The following is a 19138-nucleotide window of genomic DNA, read 5'->3' on the forward strand; positions in this document are numbered from 1 at the left end:
AGCTAGAGGTTGATAAACGGCGAATTGTCATGTCAGCTGTACCAAGCCCGCAACAATTGAACACTTACAGGAGTTCGCATGGTCAATTTGATCCAGATCGCCCCGAAGAATGCCCCGACGTTCGCGATGAGCCGACAGAAGGCCGCAGAACTGCTGGGCATCTCGGTCGACAGCGTCGCGTTTCTCCTCAAGTCTCGCTATCTCCCGGATCTGGACGCCGGTCGGTTGATCAAGATGGCCAACCAGCCTTGGTTGTACTCGGACGGCGACTTTCCCGTCCTTCAGCAGGGCGCATCCGAACTTGCCCCCAAGAAGATGCTGCCCGCACGTAAGTACATCGGCGAGAGCGCAATTCACTCCGACGCCGAATGCGTGGAGGCCAACCAGGGGCAGTGGGCGGGATTCAACGTCGACCATGTGCTCGGCGCCCGCTTCCTGCCTGTGACGCTGCGCAAGTTTCCGGTGTCGGTGCTGCAGATCCACGACGTCAACGACGACGACGAAGAACGCGTCTCGTTTGTCGCGACCCTCGCCGGGCGAGTCCGCGAACTGGGCGCGCCCGAACTCAACTACATCGACCCGTCACTGAGCCCCGAGGATCGACAGATCGTCGAGACGCTCCTCACCTCGCGCAGCACGTCCACCGTTCCCGGGCCCTGCGGAAAACTCAAGCATCCGAACACCTGAGCGTCGGACCGTCAGCGGGGACGCTGAACGGCCGCGCAGCAATTGACTGCACACGAGAGACCGTTGGTGGTCGAGCCGAGCAGCGGCTCGACCCCCAGTCGCAGTGGCTGCTCGGCCTCGGCCAGTTCCCGAACGAGCGTGGGCACCAGCTGCGCGAAACGCTGATCGCGGCCGGGCGTTGCTGCCCGAACGAAATCCATCCCGAGTTCGGCTGCCTTGTCCTTGGCCTCGGTGTCCAGGTCCCACACCACTTCGAGGTGATCGGAGACGAAACCGACGGGGCACACGATTACGGCGCGAACATCCTTGGCGGACAACGTATCCAGGTGATCACAGATGTCGGGGTCCAGCCACGGAACCTGCGGCGGGCCTGATCGCGACTGCCACACCAGATCGAAATCCTCGACGCCGACGGCCTCGGCAACCAACTTCGCGGCCTCGGCGACCTGTCGACTGTAGAGGTTTCCGCCCTCTGCCGGCGGCCCTGCATTGCGGTCTGCGGCACTCGGTACCGAATGCGCGGTGAACACCAGGCGCGCAGTATCGCGAGTCGCTTCGGGCAACTCTGCGCGGGCCGCGCGCACACCGTCGGCGAACGCGCCGACGACCAGCGGATGGTCGTAGTACTGGCGAAGTTTTGTCAGCGTCGGTGCGCCGTCACCGACCGCCTCACGGGCACGGGCGATGTCCTCGTGGTACTGCCGACATCCGGAGTAACCACCCCACGCCGACGTGGCGAACACGGCGGCGTTGCGGACACCGTCCTCGCGCATCTTGGCAACGGTGTCTTCGACCATCGGGTGCCAGTTGCGGTTGCCGAAGTACACGGGCAAATCCACGCCGGCTGCTGCCAGCTCACCTTCGACCCGTTCGATCAGGTCTCGGTTGAGCGCGTTGATGGGCGAAACTCCACCGAAATGCATGTAGTGCTCGACGACAGCGTCGAGCCGCTCCGGTGGCACTCCCCTACCGCGCGTGACGTTTTCGAGGAACGGCCGTACGTCTTCGGGTTTTTCGGGACCGCCGAACGACAAAACGAGAAGAGCATCGAACTGCATGTCCATACTTACGGTCATGAGTTCAATCTTGCGCGATGCCGTTCGGCGGGAGTCACCCGGGTACTCACCTGCGTAGTAGAAGGGGTGCTACTAGCCGACCATCGCGTGGAAGCCGCCGTCGACGTAGATGATCGACGCGGTCGTGCCGGGCAACCAATCCGAGAGAACGGTGCAGACCGTTTTGGCGACCGGCTCGCGATCGTCGACGTCCCAGCCGATGGGCGCAGCACCGTCCCATGCGGTGTTCAGCTTGTCCAACTCCGCGCCCGGACCGGTGCTGTCACCGGCAATGGCCTTGGCGGCCAAGGTCTTGATCGGGCCGGAGGACACCAGGTTCGAGCGGATGCCGCGGACGCCGACCTCTTTGGCCACGTACCGATTGACGGCCTCGAGGGTCGCCTTGGAGACACCCATCCAGTTGTAGAACGGCATCGCGCGCGCCGGATCGAAGTCCATACCGACGATGGACGCGTTGTCGTTGAGCACCGGCAGCAAGGCCTTGGCCAGTGCGCTGTACGAGTAGGCGGACACCTCGAGTGCGACCGCCACGTCTTCCCACGGCGCGTCCATGAACGGGCTTCCCAGGCAGGAGCGGGGAGCGAAGCCGATCGAGTGGACGACGCCGTCGATACCCTCGGGAGCCAGCTCGCGCACACGCTCGGCGAGAGAGGCGAGATCCTCCGAGCTCTGGACGTTGAGCGAGATTGCCGGCGGCACGGGCTGCGGCAGGCGCTGGGCGATGCGGTCGATGAGGCGCAGACGATCGAATCCGGTGATCAGTACCTTCGCGCCCTGCTCCTGCGCGACCTTGGCCACGTGGAACGCGATCGACGAATCGGTGATGATGCCGGTGACAAGAATGGTCTTACCCTCGAGCAAGCCGCCCATGAGATGTCCTCCTGATTTCAGACGTACGAGAAAGGTGTGTGTACGAAAAGCGGGTCAGTGCCCCATGCCGAGTCCACCGTCGACGGGGATCACCGCACCCGAGACGTAGGCCGAATCGTCGGAGGCGAGGAAACTGACAACTGCTGCAACATCTTCCGGCTTTCCGGTCCGCTGCAACGGGATGAACTCGGTGGCCTTGTCCTTGACGTCGTCGCCCAGTGCTGCCGTCATGTCGGTCTCGATGAACCCGGGAGCGACGACGTTGGCGGTGATCGAACGTGAGCCGAGTTCCCTTGTCAGGGAACGAGCGATACCGACGATGCCTGCTTTGGACGCGGCGTAGTTGACCTGGCCGGCTTGTCCTGCCAGACCCACCACAGAGCCGAGGAAGATGAACCGTCCGAAACGCGCGCGCAGCATCGAACGGGTCGCACGCTTCGAGAGGCGGAACGTACCGGTGAGGTTCGCGTCGACGACGCTCGTGAACTGCTCTTCGCTCATTCGCATGATCAGTGTGTCGTCGGTGACGCCGGCATTGGCGACGATGACCTCGACCGGCCCCTGGTGCGCTTCGACCTCTTTGAACGCACGGTCGATCGACTCGGTGTCGGTGACGTCGCACACGACGCCGAACAACCCTTCGGGGACACCGGAACCGCGGTGCGTGACGGCTACCTTGTGGCCGTCTGCGGCGAGCCGCTGAGCGACGGCCAAGCCGATTCCGCGGTTACCGCCGGTGACGAGCACCGAGCGCGGTGTGGTGACGGTCCGTTCGGAAACCACTGTCGTGGGAGGGGTAGACATGGCGATCAACCTATCAATTCTCTGCGGGCCGCGTACCAGCGGTATTTGGACAATTCGGAACTGCTCTCGATCAGGGCAGACGCTGCCTGCGTACCAGGGCAATCGTCAGACCAGCGGTCGCGAACACGACGCCGAGGACCAACCACGGTCGACTCGCGTCTCCTCGTGTCGTCTCGAAACCGATCTGCTCTTCGAGCGTGTCGTACACCTGGCGCAGTTCTTCGAGGCTCGATGCCGTGAAGAAACTTCCGCCGGAAAGGTTGGCGATCTCCTTCAATGACGCGTCGTCGACCGGGACGGGGATTCGGTCTCCTTCGATCTCGACTCGCCCGTATGTCGTTCCGAAGGAAATGGTCGAGATCGGAACGCCCTTGTCCTTGGCCTGACGGGCAGCAGTGAATCCGCCCCGCGGATCGTCCGAGCTCTCGGGAACGGTCTGCTTACCGTCGGACAGCAACACGATGCGCGCCGGTGGCGCCTGGTCGCTGCCGCCGAGAACAGCCGACAGCGTGTCGATCGACTGCAACGAGGTGAAGATCGCTTCGCCCGTCGCCGTTCGCTCACTGAGCTTGAGGTTGTCGATGGCGACCTTCGTCGCGTCACGATTCGTGGTGGGCGACACCAGAACCGAAGCCGTTCCGGCAAATGCGACCAACCCGAGGTTGATGCCGGGAGTCAGACCGTCGGCGAACGACTTCGCAGCTTCCTGCGCTGCTGCCAATCGCGTCGGCTCGACGTCGGTGGCCTGCATCGACAGCGACACGTCGATCACGAGGATCACCGTGGCACGGTTTCGCGGGACCTTCTTGTCTGCCGTCGGACCGGCAAGGGCGACGGTGAAGAACACCAATGCGATGACCATCAGAATCGCCGGAATATGACGCCACCGCCCGGGCCGCGAAGGCGCGACCTTCTCCAACAGTGCGAAGTTCGTGAACCGAAGTGTGTGCTTGGCTCGCTGCTTCTGCACGAGTACGTAACCGACCACCAACGCGGCGATGACAGCGAGGAACAGCAGCCACCACGGTGCGGTGAATTGAGAAAGACTCACGAACGAACGCCCCCAGTTCCGGCGCCGGCACCATAACTGTGTCGGCGTGCCGAGATGAATCTCACGACGTCGGCGATCCAGTCCCGATCGGTGTGCAGGGACATGAGCGGTGCGCCGCAACGACGTAGAGCTTGCCTGACCTCGACGCGGTGCTCGGCGGCGACTCTGGCGAAGTCGGCGCGCAATTGCGGCGTCGTGGTGAATTCTCTGGTCCGGCCGGACTCGGGATCGTGGAGCACCACGTCGCCCACGTCGGGCAGTTCGAGGTCTCGCGGATCGACCACTTCGACACCGAGCACGTCGTGCCGTCCTGAAATGGCGCGCAGCGAGCGTTCCCAGTCGATCGGTCCGAGGAAGTCACTGATGACCACCGCGAGTCCGCGTCGACGCTGTGGGCGTCTGAGCGCTTCGATCGCGCCGACCAGATCACCGCGTACCCCGTCCGGCGCGTGCGGAGTCGTCGCGATCTTGCGGAGCATCGCCTGTGCGTGAATTCGCCCACCGCGGGCCGGAATTCGAGTTGTCTGTGCGCCGGTCGAGATGATGGCGCCGACGCGGTTACCGCCCGAACTGGTCAGGTGAGTGATGGCCGCGGCTGCGGCGACGACCAGGTCGCGCTTCTCGCATCCGGCGGTCCCGAAGTCGAGACTTGCGGACAAGTCGATGACGAGCCACGTCTCGAGCTCACGATCTGCGACCGACTGACGCACGTGTGGGTGCGTCGTCCGTGCGGTGACGGACCAGTCCATCTGCCGCACGTCGTCGCCCGGCTGATACTCGCGGGCATCTCCCGGCTCCGAACCCGGACCGGGAATCAGGCCGAGATGATCGCCGTGCAGCACACCGTCCAGGCGGCGGCGAACCGTCAGCTCGAGAGTGCGCAGCGCAGCGGTGAGTTTGGGGTCGCTGAGCTCGCCGGATCGGAACGACGGCGGAGAACCGGTGGATCCGGCGGGTGTCGCCTGGCCACCGTCGCGGCCTTCGGTCACTGCGGGCGACTCATCGTCTCAGCGGTCGCGATCGGCGCGCCGTTTCCCTGTGGATTGACTGTGCCCTGTGGATTCGCGGTGCCCTGTGCGTTGAACTGAGGTGCCTGCGGTGCGCCCTGCTGAGGCGGACCGGGAACGTTAGGAACCGGCCGCGCGGCGATCTGCGGCAGTCCGACGGTCTGCAGCACCCGGGCGATGACGGCGTCGGGAGTCACCTCGTCGGCCATGGCGTCGTAGGAAAGAACGAGGCGGTGACGCAACACGTCCGGGATCACCTCGATGACGTCCTGCGGCACTACGTAGTCGCGCCCGCGGACGAGAGCGAGAGCTCGCGACGCGGCGATGATGCCGAGCGTCGCGCGGGGTGAGGCGCCGTACGCGATCCAGCCTGCGACGTCCTCGAGTCCGACTTCAAGCGGCGTACGAGTAGCGGCGATGACCCGGACAACGTAATCGACGAGCGCGTGGTGAACGAAGACGTTGCTGGCGACGCGTTGGAGCCTGACCAACTCCTCCGGACCGAGGATCTGGTGCGGCTCCGGGGCCGCGACGCCCATCCGGTAGACGATTTCGCGTTCTTCCTCCACTGTCGGGTAATCGACGAGGATCTTGAACAGGAAGCGGTCGCGCTGCGCTTCGGGGAGCGGGTAGACGCCCTCGTTCTCGATGGGGTTCTGCGTCGCCATCACCAGGAACGGATCGGGCATGTGGTATCGCTTGCCACCGATCGAGACGTGGCGTTCTGCCATCACCTCGAGGAGCGCGGACTGCACCTTGGCCGGGGCACGGTTGATCTCGTCGGCCAACACGAAGTTGGCGACGACGGGGCCGAGTTCGGTGTCGAACTCCTCGCGGCCCTGACGGTAGATGCGCGTGCCGATCAGGTCGGTGGGCACCAGGTCCGGGGTGAACTGGACGCGGGAGAACGAACCGCCGACGACCTTCGCGAAAGTCTCGACGGCCAGCGTCTTGGCGACACCGGGTACGCCTTCGAGGAGGACGTGCCCCTTGGCGAGAAGTCCGACGAGAATGCGCTCGACAAGCCGGTCCTGCCCGACGATGACTCGCTTGACCTCGTAAATCGCTCGTTCCAAGGTCTGAACGTCGGCTGCCAGGGAAGGTGCTGCTCCGTCCGCACTTCCACTCGCCTTGCTTACGTCGACCGTTCCGACCGAATCTTCACGTGAGGTCACCAAGAATCCATCGCTTTCACCTAGAAAAGTACCGACAGTAACGTGTTCCCCGTCAACTATTCCAGGTAGTTGCGCTCGATGCCGTAACACCACGTCGGGAACTTGATACTTCCCTGACAATGCGGGTGTCAGCGGCATTTCCTCTGACGGTCAGGACACCAGTCGGACGGCGTACGGCGTCATTCCGCCCCACCGAACCGGTGAGACCATGACACTCGAACCGGATTGTGGTGCCTCGAGCATCTGACCGTTACCGAGGTAGAGCGCCACGTGTTGGCTGGCGTTGGGGCCGTAGAAGATCATGTCGCCGCGCTTCATCTCCGAAGACGGAACCTGAGTGCCTGCGGTGTACTGATAGCCGGTGTAGTGCGGCAGCGAGATCCCGATGCCGGCAAAGGCATAAATCATCAAGCCGGAGCAGTCGAACCCGACCTTGTTGAAGTCGCCGTAACTGTCAGCGACGCCGCCGTCACGGATGCCTCGCGTCGGACCGTTCTCGTCGCCGCCGCCCCAGGCATACTGCACGCCTAGCTGAGACATTCCGCGGTCGATGACGGATTCGATTGCAGCGCTTCCGGTGACGGAAGGCTTCGGAGTGGTGGGTTTCGGCGTCGTCGGCTTCGGGGTGGTGGGCTTGGGCGTCGTGACTGTTTCCTCGTCGGTGCCGGTCTCTTCGTCCGTGCCTGTTTCCTCGTCGGTCCCTGTTTCTTCGTCAGTCCAGGTGTCGTCGTCGTCCGGGATGACGGTCGGAGTCGGGTCTTCGACCGCGGTGTGCGGACGCTGGGCTGCTGCCAATGCGGCAGCTCGATCCTTGGCTGCCTGGTCGGCAGCGGCACGGGCGGCGGCCTGAGCGGCCGCTTCCTTGGCAGCGGCTTCGAGAGCCTTCTGATGAGCTTCCTCGGCGCGGCGCTGTTCGTCCCAGGTCGCGTATGCCTGGCGTTGACCCTGCAAGCCGGCGACGGCGTTGCGGGCGGCGTCGAGCTGAGCCTGGGCAGAGTTGCGCTCGGCTTCGATCGCGGCCTTCTTGGCTACCTGCTGATCGAGAGCGTTGCGCGCGATCTGAATCGCCTGCTCCGCCAGCTCCTTCAGCTGCGCGGCGACCTCGGCGGCGGCATCGGCCTGCTGCTTGGCCTGGCGGGTCGCGGAATCCTTGTTCGCCTGCTCGGTACGTGCTCGCTGGAGACCGTCGAGCACTGCACTCTGCGTATTGGCGAGAAGCTTGAGGACCTGCGCGCGGTCGAGAACGTCGCCAGGACCCTTGGCGTCGAGGAACGACGAGATCGACGCAGTATTGGTGCCCTTGACGTAGCTCGAGCGTGCGTACTTGTCGAAGTCCGTCTGAGCGACCTCGATCTGCGCCGACGCGTCCTTCAGAGCTTGTTTCGTGACTCCGACGGCCTGCGCTGCGGAGTCTGCGGCGCCGCGAGCGTTCTGCAGATCCACGAGAGTCTTGTTGACGTCTTCACGCTTGATCGCAACTTCGTTGTCGAGTGCCGACAACTGTTCGTTTGCCGATGCGACTTGATTGATGAGCGCGCTGACGGTGCCGACGCTCGACGAGACCTGCGAATCTGCCGCGGCGATATCCGAGTCACTCGGATTCGGCGGCGGTGGCGGTACGGCCGAGGACATGGCCGGCGTCCCGACGATCAGGGATCCGACGACGCCGAATCCGATGACCAGTTGCGCCAGGCGCATCGATTTACGGGAAGGACCACGACGGGACTCGCCGCCACGTGTTACTTGCCTCACAAATAACTCTCCCTCGCGTGTAACGCCACGGCCCGCTGGGTCGCCGATCCGTGCGGGGAGGGAATGCGCAGACCAAGCACCGGTCGCCCACAGCCCGAGAGCTGCTCGTCGACCTGGACGTGCCGTACGAACGCCACCGTCGACACCTCGAGAACGAGGCAACCGACAAGTACGCGTCGAACAACATCAGCCTGTCTGCGACACTTCTTCCCCAAAAAGTGCCAGTTGTACCGTACGACACTCAAGCGCTCTTTGGAAACTTTAGCCACAAATAACACAAACGGTATTTGAGCTGGTCGAATGGCATGCAGGCACCAAAAAGGGCAGGTACTCACCGCAAACAGCGGTGAGTACCTGTTTTCGACGAGTTACTGAAAATCTCGCAAGAGGACCAAGGTCAGACGGAATCGGCCCGGTGGTCGGATGGTGCTGGCGTTTCCGAAGGCGAGGCGATATGTCTGGTTTGCGCGTTTTCTGGCTCTCGCCGCCACTTGACGGCAAAGGTAATTCCGGCAATAACCGCCACCACTGCGATGACAAGGACCGTGTAAAGCGTCCACGGCGGACCTGGCGCCACGATCTCGTGCGAGAAGCGGTCCGCGGTCACGCTTGCGCTTTCGCCGAAAGATCGGTCCTGTGCAGTTTCGAGCTGCACTCGACTGATCGAATCGCTGTAGCTACCCATCCAGTCAGGGCTCAGAACGAGAACCGTTCCGCCTTCTGTTTTGCCGACCGTCGTGGCCAGGTCTCGAAGATCGGACGGCCGGCCCGGATTTGCGTCGACTACTACGACGCTCAAGTCGACACCACGTTCACGAGCGTCGGTCACCACCGCGGTCAGCCCCGCAACATCATCCGCGGGGGCGGAGACGCCGTCCGTCGAAATGTCCGCGAGCACGTCGTCGAGATCGACGTCCGACGGAACAGCGACGTGCAACGGGGACTTCGAGTGCACAGGCGCAAAAGCGTGATTTGTAGGAGCAGACATCTCTCATCCGGGTGCTGTTCGGATTCCGTCCACCGCTGAGATGCGGGGAGTTCTTCCGAGGTCGTTTTTCGGCGGCCGACCCGCGACGGGCCTGCATGCACCCTACTTCAGGTCGACTGCCACCAGGCGTCACACACAACCGCCGCGCGTGCCGCCCGAGCGGTAGCTGTGGGTGCGGTCACCCAGCCAAGCCTGCGTTGCGCAGGCCCGCAGTCTGCATGAAGATTGTTTCGGTCAACTTGCCCTGAATTCTCACAGGACAAGCGTACTGTTAGACTTGGACCAAGAGGTACCACCGGTCAGGACAGGTTCTACTGCAGCTCCGATGTTCGGACAGTTCTCACGCGAACTGTGCGATTGGCGTGAGCTACGGAGGATCTTCCCGGCCGAAGTACCTCGCTTCAGCTGCCGACACAGCCCCGTCGGTAGCGACCCTCATAGACGAGTGGAGCAGACGTGAGCACCAGTATCGATTCATTCGGAGCCAAGGGAACCCTCGAGGTCGGTGAGAACTCTTACGAGATCTTCCGCCTCTCGGCCGTCCCCGGCACCGAGAAATTGCCCTATTCCTTGAAGGTTCTCGCCGAGAACCTTCTCCGCACCGAAGACGGCGCCAACATCACCGCGGATCACATCCGCGCAATCGCAAGCTGGGATCCCTCAGCCGAGCCGAGCATCGAAATCCAGTTCACGCCTGCCCGCGTGATCATGCAGGACTTCACCGGCGTTCCTTGCATCGTCGACCTCGCCACCATGCGTGAGGCCGTCACCACCCTCGGCGGCGACCCGAACAAGGTCAACCCGCTCTCCCCCGCCGACATGGTCATCGACCATTCGGTCATCCTCGACGTCTTCGGCCAGGCCGACGCACTCGAGCGCAACGTCGACCTCGAATACGAGCGCAACGGCGAGCGTTACCAGTTCCTCCGTTGGGGCCAGGGCGCATTCGACGACTTCAAGGTCGTCCCCCCGGGAATGGGCATCGTTCACCAGGTCAACATCGAGTACCTGGCACCCACCGTCATGTCGCGTAACGGACAGGCATACCCCGACACCTGTGTCGGCACCGACTCGCACACCACGATGGTCAACGGCCTCGGCGTGCTCGGCTGGGGCGTCGGCGGCATCGAGGCCGAGGCAGCAATGCTCGGCCAGCCCGTCTCCATGCTGATCCCCCGCGTCGTCGGCTTCAAGCTCTCCGGTGAGATCAAGCCCGGCGTCACCGCAACCGACGTCGTGCTCACCGCCACCGAGATGCTCCGTAAGCACGGCGTCGTCGGCAAGTTCGTCGAGTTCTACGGCAACGGTGTTGCCGAGGTTCCGCTCGCGAACCGCGCGACGCTGGGCAACATGAGCCCCGAATTCGGTTCCACCGCAGCGATCTTCCCGATCGACGCCGAGACCATCGAATACCTGCGCCTCACCGGCCGCAGCGACGAGCAGCTCGCTCTCGTCGAGGCGTACGCCAAGGAACAGGGCCTGTGGCACAATCCCGACAAGGAACCCGTCTTCTCGGAGTACATCGAGCTGGATCTGGGAACCGTTGTTCCCTCGATCGCCGGCCCGAAGCGCCCGCAGGACCGAATCCTGTTGTCGGAGTCCAAGACTGCGTTCCGCAAGGACATCCACAACTACGTGGAAGAGAACCACCCGACCGAGCACACCCAGCTCGACGAGGCCGTCGAAGAGTCCTTCCCGGCTTCCGATCCCGCGGTTCTGTCGTTTGCCGACGACGGAGCGGTCGACGTTCTCTCTGCTGCCAACGGTGCAGAAGGCCGTCCGAGCAAGCCGGTCGTCGTCAAGTCCGACGCCGGTGAGTTCGTTCTCGACCACGGCGCCGTCGTCGTTGCAGGTATCACCTCCTGCACCAACACGTCCAACCCGTCGGTCATGCTCGGTGCTGCACTGCTCGCACGCAACGCCGTCGAGAAGGGCCTCGCCACCAAGCCGTGGGTCAAGACCAACATGGCTCCCGGTTCGCAGGTCGTCACCGATTACTACGAGAAGGCCGGCCTGTGGCCGTACCTCGAGAAGCTCGGTTACTACCTCGGCGGTTACGGCTGCACCACGTGCATCGGTAACACCGGACCGCTGCCCGAGGCAGTCTCGAAGGCCATCAACGACAACGACCTCTCGGTCACCGCGGTGCTCTCGGGTAACCGTAACTTCGAGGGACGTATCTCCCCCGACGTCAAGATGAACTACCTGGCTTCCCCGCCGCTCGTGATTGCCTACGGCCTCGCCGGAACCATGGACTTCGACTTCGAGACCGATTCGCTCGGTAACGACACCGACGGAAACCCCGTCTACCTCAAGGACATCTGGCCGTCCACGCAGGAAATCGAAGAGACCATCAAGTCCTCGATCGACCAGGACATGTTCCGCAAGTCGTACGCCACCATCTTTGCGGGCGACAGCCGCTGGCAGAACCTCGAAACCCCGAAGGGTGACACCTTCGAGTGGGACGAGAACTCCACCTACGTGCGGAAGCCACCTTACTTCGACGGCATGACGATGGATCCGGCTCCGGTCAAGGACATCAAGGGCGCTCGCGTCCTCGCACTGCTCGGCGACTCGGTCACCACCGACCACATCAGCCCGGCAGGTCCGATCAAGGTCGGTACCCCCGCTGCGCAGTACCTCGACTCCCATGGCGTCGAGCGTGCGGATTACAACTCGCTCGGCTCGCGTCGCGGTAACCACGAGGTCATGATTCGCGGAACGTTCGCGAACATCCGTCTGCGCAACCAGCTCCTCGACGACGTCTCGGGTGGTTACACCCGCGACTTCACGCAGGAAGGCGCACCGCAGGCATTCATCTACGACGCGTCGCAGAACTACCAGGCAGCCGGCATCCCGCTGGTCGTCCTGGGCGGCAAGGAGTACGGCTCCGGATCCTCGCGTGACTGGGCAGCCAAGGGCACGAGCCTGCTCGGCGTCAAGGCCGTCATCACCGAGTCGTTCGAGCGCATCCACCGCTCCAACCTGATCGGCATGGGCGTTGTCCCGCTGCAGTTCCCGGTCGGCGAGTCCGCAGGTTCGCTCAAGCTCGACGGCACCGAGACCTTCGACATCGAAGGTGTCGAGAAGCTCAACGAGGGCGTCACCCCGAAGACCATGAAGGTCACGGCGACGCGCGAGAACGGCGAGAAGGTCGTGTTCGACGCAGTCGTACGCATCGATACCCCCGGCGAAGCGGATTACTACCGCAACGGCGGCATCCTGCAGTACGTGCTTCGCAACATGATCCGCGGCTAGTAGGCACTACGTGCCTGTGAGCACTTTCGGCCCCTGACGGGTCACAAAGCGCTCACGACCACTTTCGCCGGAAGGCGAACCAGGTTTCATCGGTGGTCGTGAGCGCTTTGTGCACTGAGTCGACATTCAGCGCCTACGGCCGAAAGTGCTCACAGGCAACCCGACAAAGGAGGGATGCCCGTGCCCAAGGTCAGTGAAGACCATCTCGCGGCACGGCGCAGTCAGATCCTTGACGGCGCCCGCCGCTGCTTTGCGGAATACGGCTACGACGGCGCCACAGTTCGCCGTCTCGAAGAAGTCACCGGTTTGTCCCGCGGAGCGATCTTCCATCACTTCAAGGACAAAGACGGCCTGTTCCTCGCTCTCGCAAGCGAGGATGCGAGCCGGATGGCAGATGTCGTCGCCGAAGAGGGCCTCGTCCAGGTCATGCGGGACATGCTCGCGCAGCCCGACCAATTCGATTGGCTGGGAACGCGACTGGAGATAGCGCGTCGACTGCGCAACGACGCCGATTTCCGCGAGAAGTGGTCACAGCGCTCCGTAGAACTGACGGAAGCGACCAGTGCGCGTCTCGCCAGACAGAAATCGGCAGGCAGACTCCGTGACGACGTCCCCACCGAAATTCTGATCGGGTATCTGGATCTGGTGATGGACGGCCTGGTCGCGAGAATCGCCTCCGGCCACGGCGTCGACAACCTGTCAGCGGTTCTCGATCTGGTCGAGGAATCGGTGCGGCGGAGAGATTGAGGGGCTTCGCCCCTGTGCGCCTTTTTGGTAGTTCCCACTACCAAAAAGGCGCACAGGGGGTTAGGCGAGCTGGATCAGCTCGAGGTATTCCTGCGACCAGTGGTCCTCGTTGCCGTCGGGCAGGAGGATGACCCGCTCGGGGTTGAGGGCCTCGGCAGCGCCCGGATCGTGGGTGACCAGGACGACGGCACCGGTGTAGCTGCGGAGCGCGTCGAGCACCTGCTCGCGTGAGATCGGGTCCAGGTTGTTGGTGGGCTCGTCGAGAAGCAGAACGTTGGCAGCCGAAGACACCAGACCGGCCAGAGCCAAACGCGTCTTCTCACCACCCGAGAGCGTTCCGGCCGGCTGTTCGAGCTGCGGGCCGGTGAACATGAAGGCACCGAGCAGCGAACGCAGTTCCTGCTCCCCTGTGTCCGGCGCGGCGTGGCGGATGTTCTCCCACACGGACGCGTCGTCGTCGAGGGTGTCGTGCTCCTGAGCGAAGTAGCCGACCTTGAATCCGTGACCGGCGATCAGCTCACCCGCGTCCGCCTTCTCCGCGCCCGCGAGGATGCGGAGCAGCGTGGTCTTACCTGCACCGTTGAGTCCGAGGATAACCACACGAGACCCACGATCGATCGCGAGATCGACACCGGTGAAGATCTCGAGCGAGCCGTACACCTTGGTGAGGTTCTTGCCCATCAGCGGAGTCTTGCCACAAGCGGCGGGTTCGGGGAAACGAATCCGCGCAACCTTGTCCGAGACACGTTCGGCATCGAGGTTCGCCATCAACTTGTCGGCTCGCTTGGCCATGTTCTGAGCCGCGACGGCCTTGGTTGCCTTTGCGCCCATCTTCGCGGCCTGAATCCGCAGCGCACCGGCCTTCTTCTCGGCATTGGCGCGCTCACGGCGACGACGCTGCTCGTCCGTGGCACGAGCGTCGAGGTACTTCTTCCAGTTCATGTTGTAGACGTCGGCCTCACCGCGGACGGCATCGAGGAACCACACGCGGTTGACGACGTCGTTGAGCAGATCGACGTCGTGGCTGATGACCACCAGTCCACCCTCGTGGTTCTGGAGGAAGCCACGCAGCCAGGTGATGGAGTCGGCGTCGAGGTGGTTGGTGGGCTCGTCGAGCAGCAGAGTCGTGTCCGAGCGGGCGCCGCTGCCGTCGGAGGCGGCGAAGAGGATGCGCGCCAATTCGACGCGACGACGCTGACCGCCGGACAGCGTGCTGAGCGGCTGCCCGAGAATACGGTCTTCGAGACCGAGGCTGCTGGTGATGCGTGCAGCTTCACTCTCGGCTTCGTATCCGCCGAGGGCCGAGAACCGATCCTCGAGCTGACCGTACTTCTTGACCGCGCGGTCCTGCGATTCCTGATCGAGCACCTCGCCCATCAGAATCTGCTGCTTCTCCATCTCGCGGAGCATCGTGTCGAGGCCACGTGCGGAGAGAACCCGGTCCTTGGCGAGGACGCTCAGGTCGCCCTCTTTGGGGTCCTGCGGGAGGTATCCGAGTTCACCGGTACGTACGACGCTTCCCGCATATGCCTCACCTTCGCCGGCGAGGATGCGCAGTGTGGTCGTCTTTCCGGCTCCGTTACGTCCGACGAGTCCGATCCGGTCGCCCGGCTGGATGCGCAACGAAGGCCCGGGAGCCGTGAGAAGGGTGCGGACACCGGCACGAACTTCGAGGTCAGTGGCGGTAATCAAGCAAACTCCTCAGGAAAAACGACGAATACGGGTAAACAATGCCTGACTACAGACACAAGAACTATCGATTTTACCGTGACCTGACGGTCGTTCCGACCAGCAGCGTGTGAGTCCGCTAACGTTCGGGACATGACTAGCGAAAACAGCACTCGTCCTCGCGACCTCGAAGGCCGTGCCGCCATCGTCACCGGCGCAAGTCGCGGAATCGGCAAAGCTGTCGCCGCCGAACTCCTCGCTCGCGGTGCCGACGTCTTGATCACAGCCCGCAAGCCGGAGCCCCTCGAGGCCGCCGCATCCGAGCTGTCCGCTCTGGGGCACGGCGGAAAGGTCGTCGCATTCGCGGGCAACGCAGCCGATGCCGAAGCCCGCTCCGGTGCCGTCGACCGCGCCGTGTCCGAATTCGGTTCACTCGACATTCTGGTCAACAACACCGGAATCAACCCCGTCTTCGGTGCGCTCATGGAAGCGGACCTCGACGCCGTGCGCAAGATCTTCGACGTGAATGTGGTTGCCGCCCTCGGTTACGTCCAACAAGCACATCGGGCATGGATGGGCGAACACGGTGGAGCCGTCGTGAACCTGGCAAGTGTGGCCGGGATCCGGTCGACGGGCGTCATCGCGGCGTACGGCGCGTCGAAGGCTGCGCTCATCCGCCTGACGGAAGAACTGGCCTGGCAACTGGGACCGAGGATTCGTGTCAACGCCGTAGCTCCCGGGATCGTCAAGACGCAGTTCGCGGCGGCCCTGGTCGCTGCCGGCGAGGACAAGGCGTCGGCGGGCTACCCGATGAAGCGGCTCGGCACCCCCGAGGACGTTGCCGGCCTGGTCGGCTTCCTCGTCTCCGACGCGGCGGCGTGGATCACGGGCGAAACGGTCCGGGTCGACGGCGGTCTGCTCGCAACGGGATCGATGTAGTGCGCCGGTCGTGAGCACAGACAACTCCTCCGCCGACGTGGTGATCGTCGGTGGCGGCCCGGCCGGGCGGGCACTCGCCACCCGCTGTATCGCCCGGCAACTCACCGTCGTCGTTGTCGATCCGCATCCCCATCGGGTGTGGACGCCGACCTATTCGGCGTGGGCTGACGAGCTGCCGTCGTGGCTGCCGGTCGATGTGATCGCAAGCCGGATCGAACGCCCGAGCGTGTGGACCCGCAGACAGAAAACGCTTGATCGCACATATTGCGTATTGAATACATCTTTACTGCAATCATTTCTCTCAGGCACATCCGTACAGTTCAGAGCCTTGCGCGCTCAGACACTGTCACCGACCGCCGTCCTGTGCGTGGACGGATCGCAGCTGACAGGTTCCGTCGTCATCGACGCCCGGGGTACCGAACTGACGGTGACAACCGCCCAGCAGACCGCCTTCGGAGTGATCGTCGACCGCGCTCTCGCCGATCCGATTCTGGGTGGTGGCGAAGCCTGGTTCATGGACTGGCGAACAGACAACGGCGCCTCCGACGCCGACACTCCGTCGTTTCTCTATGCGGTCCCACTCGATGACGAGCGAGTTCTCCTCGAGGAGACCTGCCTCGTCGGCCGGCCGGCGTTGGGGCTCCGCGAACTCGAAGCGCGTCTGCGCACCCGGCTTCGCAATCGGGGCTGCGAAGTCCCCGACGACGCACCGGTCGAGCGGGTCCGTTTTGCAGTCGAAGGCCCGAAGGAGTCGTTCCCCGACGGTGTCCTCCGTTTCGGCGGGCGAGGCGGTCTGATGCATCCGGGAACCGGATACAGCGTTGCCTCGTCACTCGCCGAGGCAGACGCTGTCGCCAAAGCAATCGCCGACGGTGGAGATCCCAACGCGGCGCTCTGGCCGCGGTCGGCCAAGGCGGTGTCTGCCCTTCGCCGCGTTGGCCTGAACGCACTTCTCACCCTCGGCTCGAGAGAGGTCGCGACATTCTTCGACACGTTCTTCGATCTACCGGTCGAGGCTCAGCGGTCCTACCTGTCCGATCGGCGGGACGCGTCCGCGACGGCGAAGGTGATGGCAACCCTGTTCCGATCGTCACCGTGGCACGTCCGAAAGACGTTGATGCGCGCGCCGTTTCTGAGGTGAGCACTCCGGACCGACTACTGCGCTCCCATCGAGCCGGCGATCATCGGCCAGGAATTGTGTAGGTCGTCCTGCCAGTAGCCCCACGAGTGGGTTCCAGTCGGCTTGAAGTCGAAGGTCGCGGGGATGCCCAGTGCGTTCAGTCGGTCCGCCAAGCCGTGCGTGCACCCGTTGACCGCGGATTCGATGATGCCGCCGACGACGATCTGATTAAGGAGGGCTCCGGGATTTCCGTTCACATCGGGTGCCTGAAGGTTGTCGTGCGGACCTGGCAGCCCGGATCCGGTGGAAACGTACAGTGCGGTCCCCCGCAACTTCTCCGCGTTCACGACCGGATCGTTCTCGCGCCACCCCGGACCGTCGAACGGTCCCCACATGTTTGTCGGATCAGCGCCACCCCGCGCGCCGACCACCAACCGCACATAGTCCTGACCCGGCTGGGTGGAAGTCTCCGCGCACCCGCTGTAGGCCCCGACACTCCGATAAAGCCCTGGTGCCGAGATCGCGAGATTGAGTACCGACGTCGCCGTCATCGAAATCGCCGCGATGGAGTTGACCCCGTTGGTACCGAACTGCGCATCGATGACGGGTGGCAGTTCGCGAGTGAGGAACGTCTGCCACTTGTTGCGCCCGAGTACGGGATCGTCTTTCTGCCAGTCGGTGTAGTAGCTGAACGCACCTTCCAGCGGCGTCACGACGTTGACGTTCTTGTCGGCGAAGAAGTCCAGGACATCGGTCCGTCCTTCCCACGTTGCACTGTCCTCGCCACCACCGGCGCCGTTGAGCAGATACAACGTGGGCCGTGGGGCGCTCGTGTCGGCGGGGAGGATCACCTCGAGTGGAATGTCGCGGCCCATCGCATCGGAGTGGACGCTGATGGTTACGGTGCGTGCCGGATCTGCGTTCGCGGGCCAAGGCGCAAACAGCAGTGGAACCAGTGAAATCGCCAGCGCCGCGGTGACGCGTCGACGGTAGGTTCGGATTCTCATCGGAGCGTCTCCCCAGGTGTGCGAGTCGGGTTCTCGAAGCGGATACCCGCTCGATACGCCCCGAACCGACCCATCCACACGCAACGGTTCGGGATCAACCGTGATCGTTTGCCTCGCGCAAACGGCCGGCGGCGACCATCATGGGAGGCATGCGCTCGATTTGGAAAGGCTCGATAGCCTTCGGTCTGGTCAACGTCCCGGTCAAGGTGTACTCGGCGACCGAGGACCACGACATCCGATTTCACCAGGTCCATGCAAAAGACGGTGGCCGCATCAAGTACAACCGTGTGTGTTCCGAGTGCGGAAACACGGTTCAGTTCGCCGACATCGACAAGGCGTACGACTCGGAAGACGGATCGCGCGTCATCTTGAACGACGAGGACTTCAACAAACTCCCGGCTGCGGAGAAGCACGAGATTCCGGTGCTGGAATTCGTGCCGAACGATCAGATCGATCCGATCTTGTTCGAGAAGAGTTACTTCCTCGAGCCCGATTCGGCGTCGCCGAAGGCGTACGTCCTGCTTTCGACTGTGCTCACCGAGAGTGATCGAACGGCACTGGTGCATTTCACGCTGCGACAGAAGACGCGCCTGGCCGCGATGCGCGCTCGCGATGGTGTTCTGGTGATCCAGACCTTGCTGTGGCCCGACGAAGTGCGTGCAGCAGAGTTCCCTTCCCTCGACGACGTGGAGAAGCCGAAGGCGAAGGAACTGAAGATGGCGCAGACGCTCGTCGAGAGCATGGCGGGCGATTTCGATCCGACCGAGTTCACCGACGACTATCAGCTCCAACTAAGGCAGTTGCTCGACGAGATGATCGAGAACGGCGGCAAGAAGGTCATCCCGGCCGCCGAGGTCGACCAAGAGGGCACCGACGCAGAGGTGGTGGACCTGGTTGCCGCACTGCAGCGCAGTGTGGACGAAGCGAAGTCGAACGCCTCCAAGGCCGGCTCGTCGAAGTCGACTACACCGAGGAAGAAACGAGCCTGA

The 19138-nt window shown here is 63.5% G+C and carries 16 protein-coding genes; 6 read left to right on the top strand and 10 right to left on the bottom strand.

Going from position 1 to position 19138, the window contains the following annotated elements:
• Positions 1 to 78: 78 nt before the first annotated feature.
• Positions 79 to 687 carry a transcriptional regulator gene (locus QRN54_RS17100; RefSeq protein ID WP_007727873.1) on the top strand — a complete coding sequence of 203 codons (609 nt, stop codon included), beginning with the start codon at positions 79 to 81 and terminating at the stop codon, positions 685 to 687.
• An 11-nt stretch (positions 688 to 698) separates the two neighbouring features.
• Here QRN54_RS17100 and QRN54_RS17105 read toward each other — a convergent pair whose 3' ends face one another.
• The 8 genes from QRN54_RS17105 to QRN54_RS17140 all read right to left on the bottom strand — a co-directional run bounded on the left by QRN54_RS17105 (position 699) and on the right by QRN54_RS17140 (position 9410).
• The gene (locus QRN54_RS17105) at positions 699 to 1751 is read right to left on the bottom strand and encodes a ferrochelatase (protein ID WP_007727874.1); all 1053 of its coding nucleotides are present in this window, start codon (positions 1749 to 1751) and stop codon (positions 699 to 701) included.
• Positions 1752 to 1835: 84 nt separating this feature from the next.
• Positions 1836 to 2633: an NADH-dependent enoyl-ACP reductase InhA gene (gene inhA / locus QRN54_RS17110; RefSeq protein WP_003944803.1), complete on the bottom strand. Its 798-nt coding sequence runs from the start codon at positions 2631 to 2633 to the stop codon at positions 1836 to 1838.
• A gap of 54 nt (positions 2634 to 2687) precedes the next feature.
• Positions 2688 to 3437: a 3-oxoacyl-ACP reductase FabG1 gene (gene fabG1, locus QRN54_RS17115; protein WP_007727875.1), complete on the bottom strand. Its 750-nt coding sequence runs from the start codon at positions 3435 to 3437 to the stop codon at positions 2688 to 2690.
• Between the two features lie 70 nt (positions 3438 to 3507).
• Positions 3508 to 4488 carry a VWA domain-containing protein gene (locus tag QRN54_RS17120; protein ID WP_166502284.1) on the bottom strand — a complete coding sequence of 327 codons (981 nt, stop codon included), beginning with the start codon at positions 4486 to 4488 and terminating at the stop codon, positions 3508 to 3510.
• Positions 4485 to 5477 (bottom strand): DUF58 domain-containing protein, encoded by a 993-nt coding sequence (locus tag QRN54_RS17125; RefSeq protein WP_003944991.1) that lies wholly within the window; start codon positions 5475 to 5477, stop codon positions 4485 to 4487. Before QRN54_RS17125 ends, QRN54_RS17120 begins: the two co-directional genes overlap by 4 nt.
• On the bottom strand, positions 5474 to 6670 hold the full coding sequence (locus QRN54_RS17130; RefSeq protein WP_502944056.1) for an AAA family ATPase: 1197 nt from the start codon (positions 6668 to 6670) through the stop codon (positions 5474 to 5476). Before QRN54_RS17130 ends, QRN54_RS17125 begins: the two co-directional genes overlap by 4 nt.
• A 150-nt stretch (positions 6671 to 6820) precedes the next feature.
• Entirely contained in the window at positions 6821 to 8368 is a 1548-nt protein-coding gene (locus tag QRN54_RS17135; protein ID WP_285182537.1) for an NlpC/P60 family protein, read from the bottom strand.
• Positions 8369 to 8819: 451 nt separating this feature from the next.
• Positions 8820 to 9410 (bottom strand): Rv1476 family membrane protein, encoded by a 591-nt coding sequence (locus tag QRN54_RS17140; protein WP_285182540.1) that lies wholly within the window; start codon positions 9408 to 9410, stop codon positions 8820 to 8822.
• Between the two features lie 456 nt (positions 9411 to 9866).
• Here QRN54_RS17140 and acnA point away from each other — a divergent pair, with 456 nt between their 5' ends.
• Both acnA and QRN54_RS17150 read left to right on the top strand, forming a co-directional pair.
• Positions 9867 to 12668: an aconitate hydratase AcnA gene (gene acnA / locus QRN54_RS17145; protein ID WP_007727883.1), complete on the top strand. Its 2802-nt coding sequence runs from the start codon at positions 9867 to 9869 to the stop codon at positions 12666 to 12668.
• Between the two features lie 180 nt (positions 12669 to 12848).
• Positions 12849 to 13415 (top strand): TetR/AcrR family transcriptional regulator, encoded by a 567-nt coding sequence (locus tag QRN54_RS17150; protein WP_003944970.1) that lies wholly within the window; start codon positions 12849 to 12851, stop codon positions 13413 to 13415.
• A 60-nt stretch (positions 13416 to 13475) separates the two neighbouring features.
• On the opposite strand, the gene QRN54_RS17155 is transcribed toward QRN54_RS17150, so the two are convergent.
• Entirely contained in the window at positions 13476 to 15107 is a 1632-nt protein-coding gene (locus tag QRN54_RS17155) for an ABC-F family ATP-binding cassette domain-containing protein (RefSeq protein WP_285182546.1), read from the bottom strand.
• Between the two features lie 129 nt (positions 15108 to 15236).
• On the opposite strand from QRN54_RS17155, the gene QRN54_RS17160 reads away from it, so the two are divergent.
• Entirely contained in the window at positions 15237 to 16022 is a 786-nt protein-coding gene (locus tag QRN54_RS17160) for an SDR family oxidoreductase (RefSeq protein WP_285182554.1), read from the top strand.
• 10 nt (positions 16023 to 16032) lie between these two features.
• Positions 16033 to 17163: a lycopene cyclase family protein gene (locus tag QRN54_RS17165; protein WP_211920187.1), complete on the top strand. Its 1131-nt coding sequence runs from the start codon at positions 16033 to 16035 to the stop codon at positions 17161 to 17163.
• 14 nt (positions 17164 to 17177) lie between these two features.
• On the opposite strand, the gene QRN54_RS17170 is transcribed toward QRN54_RS17165, so the two are convergent.
• Positions 17178 to 18149 carry an alpha/beta hydrolase gene (locus QRN54_RS17170; protein WP_003944869.1) on the bottom strand — a complete coding sequence of 324 codons (972 nt, stop codon included), beginning with the start codon at positions 18147 to 18149 and terminating at the stop codon, positions 17178 to 17180.
• Between the two features lie 149 nt (positions 18150 to 18298).
• Between QRN54_RS17170 and ku the strand changes: the two genes are divergently transcribed.
• Positions 18299 to 19138, top strand: coding sequence for a non-homologous end joining protein Ku (gene ku / locus QRN54_RS17175; protein WP_174519487.1), 840 nt, complete (start codon positions 18299 to 18301; stop codon positions 19136 to 19138).

Source organism: Rhodococcus sp. MEB032 (assembly GCF_030208925.1).
In the GTDB taxonomy this organism is placed as follows: Bacteria; Actinomycetota; Actinomycetes; order Mycobacteriales; family Mycobacteriaceae; genus Rhodococcus_F; species Rhodococcus_F qingshengii.

Bases quoted from the DNA above. Each gene is read 5' to 3' on its own strand.
- QRN54_RS17170 (WP_003944869.1), bottom strand. From the start codon at position 18,149: ATGAGAATCCGAACCTACCGTCGACGCGTCACCGCGGCGCTGGCGATT.
- QRN54_RS17160 (WP_285182554.1), top strand. From the start codon at position 15,237: ATGACTAGCGAAAACAGCACTCGTCCTCGCGACCTCGAAGGCCGTGCC.
- QRN54_RS17140 (WP_285182540.1), bottom strand. From the start codon at position 9,410: ATGTCTGCTCCTACAAATCACGCTTTTGCGCCTGTGCACTCGAAGTCC.
- ku (WP_174519487.1), top strand. From the start codon at position 18,299: ATGCGCTCGATTTGGAAAGGCTCGATAGCCTTCGGTCTGGTCAACGTC.
- QRN54_RS17100 (WP_007727873.1), top strand. From the start codon at position 79: ATGGTCAATTTGATCCAGATCGCCCCGAAGAATGCCCCGACGTTCGCG.
- QRN54_RS17105 (WP_007727874.1), bottom strand. From the start codon at position 1,751: ATGGACATGCAGTTCGATGCTCTTCTCGTTTTGTCGTTCGGCGGTCCC.
- inhA (WP_003944803.1), bottom strand. From the start codon at position 2,633: ATGGGCGGCTTGCTCGAGGGTAAGACCATTCTTGTCACCGGCATCATC.
- fabG1 (WP_007727875.1), bottom strand. From the start codon at position 3,437: ATGTCTACCCCTCCCACGACAGTGGTTTCCGAACGGACCGTCACCACA.
- QRN54_RS17135 (WP_285182537.1), bottom strand. From the start codon at position 8,368: ATGCGCCTGGCGCAACTGGTCATCGGATTCGGCGTCGTCGGATCCCTG.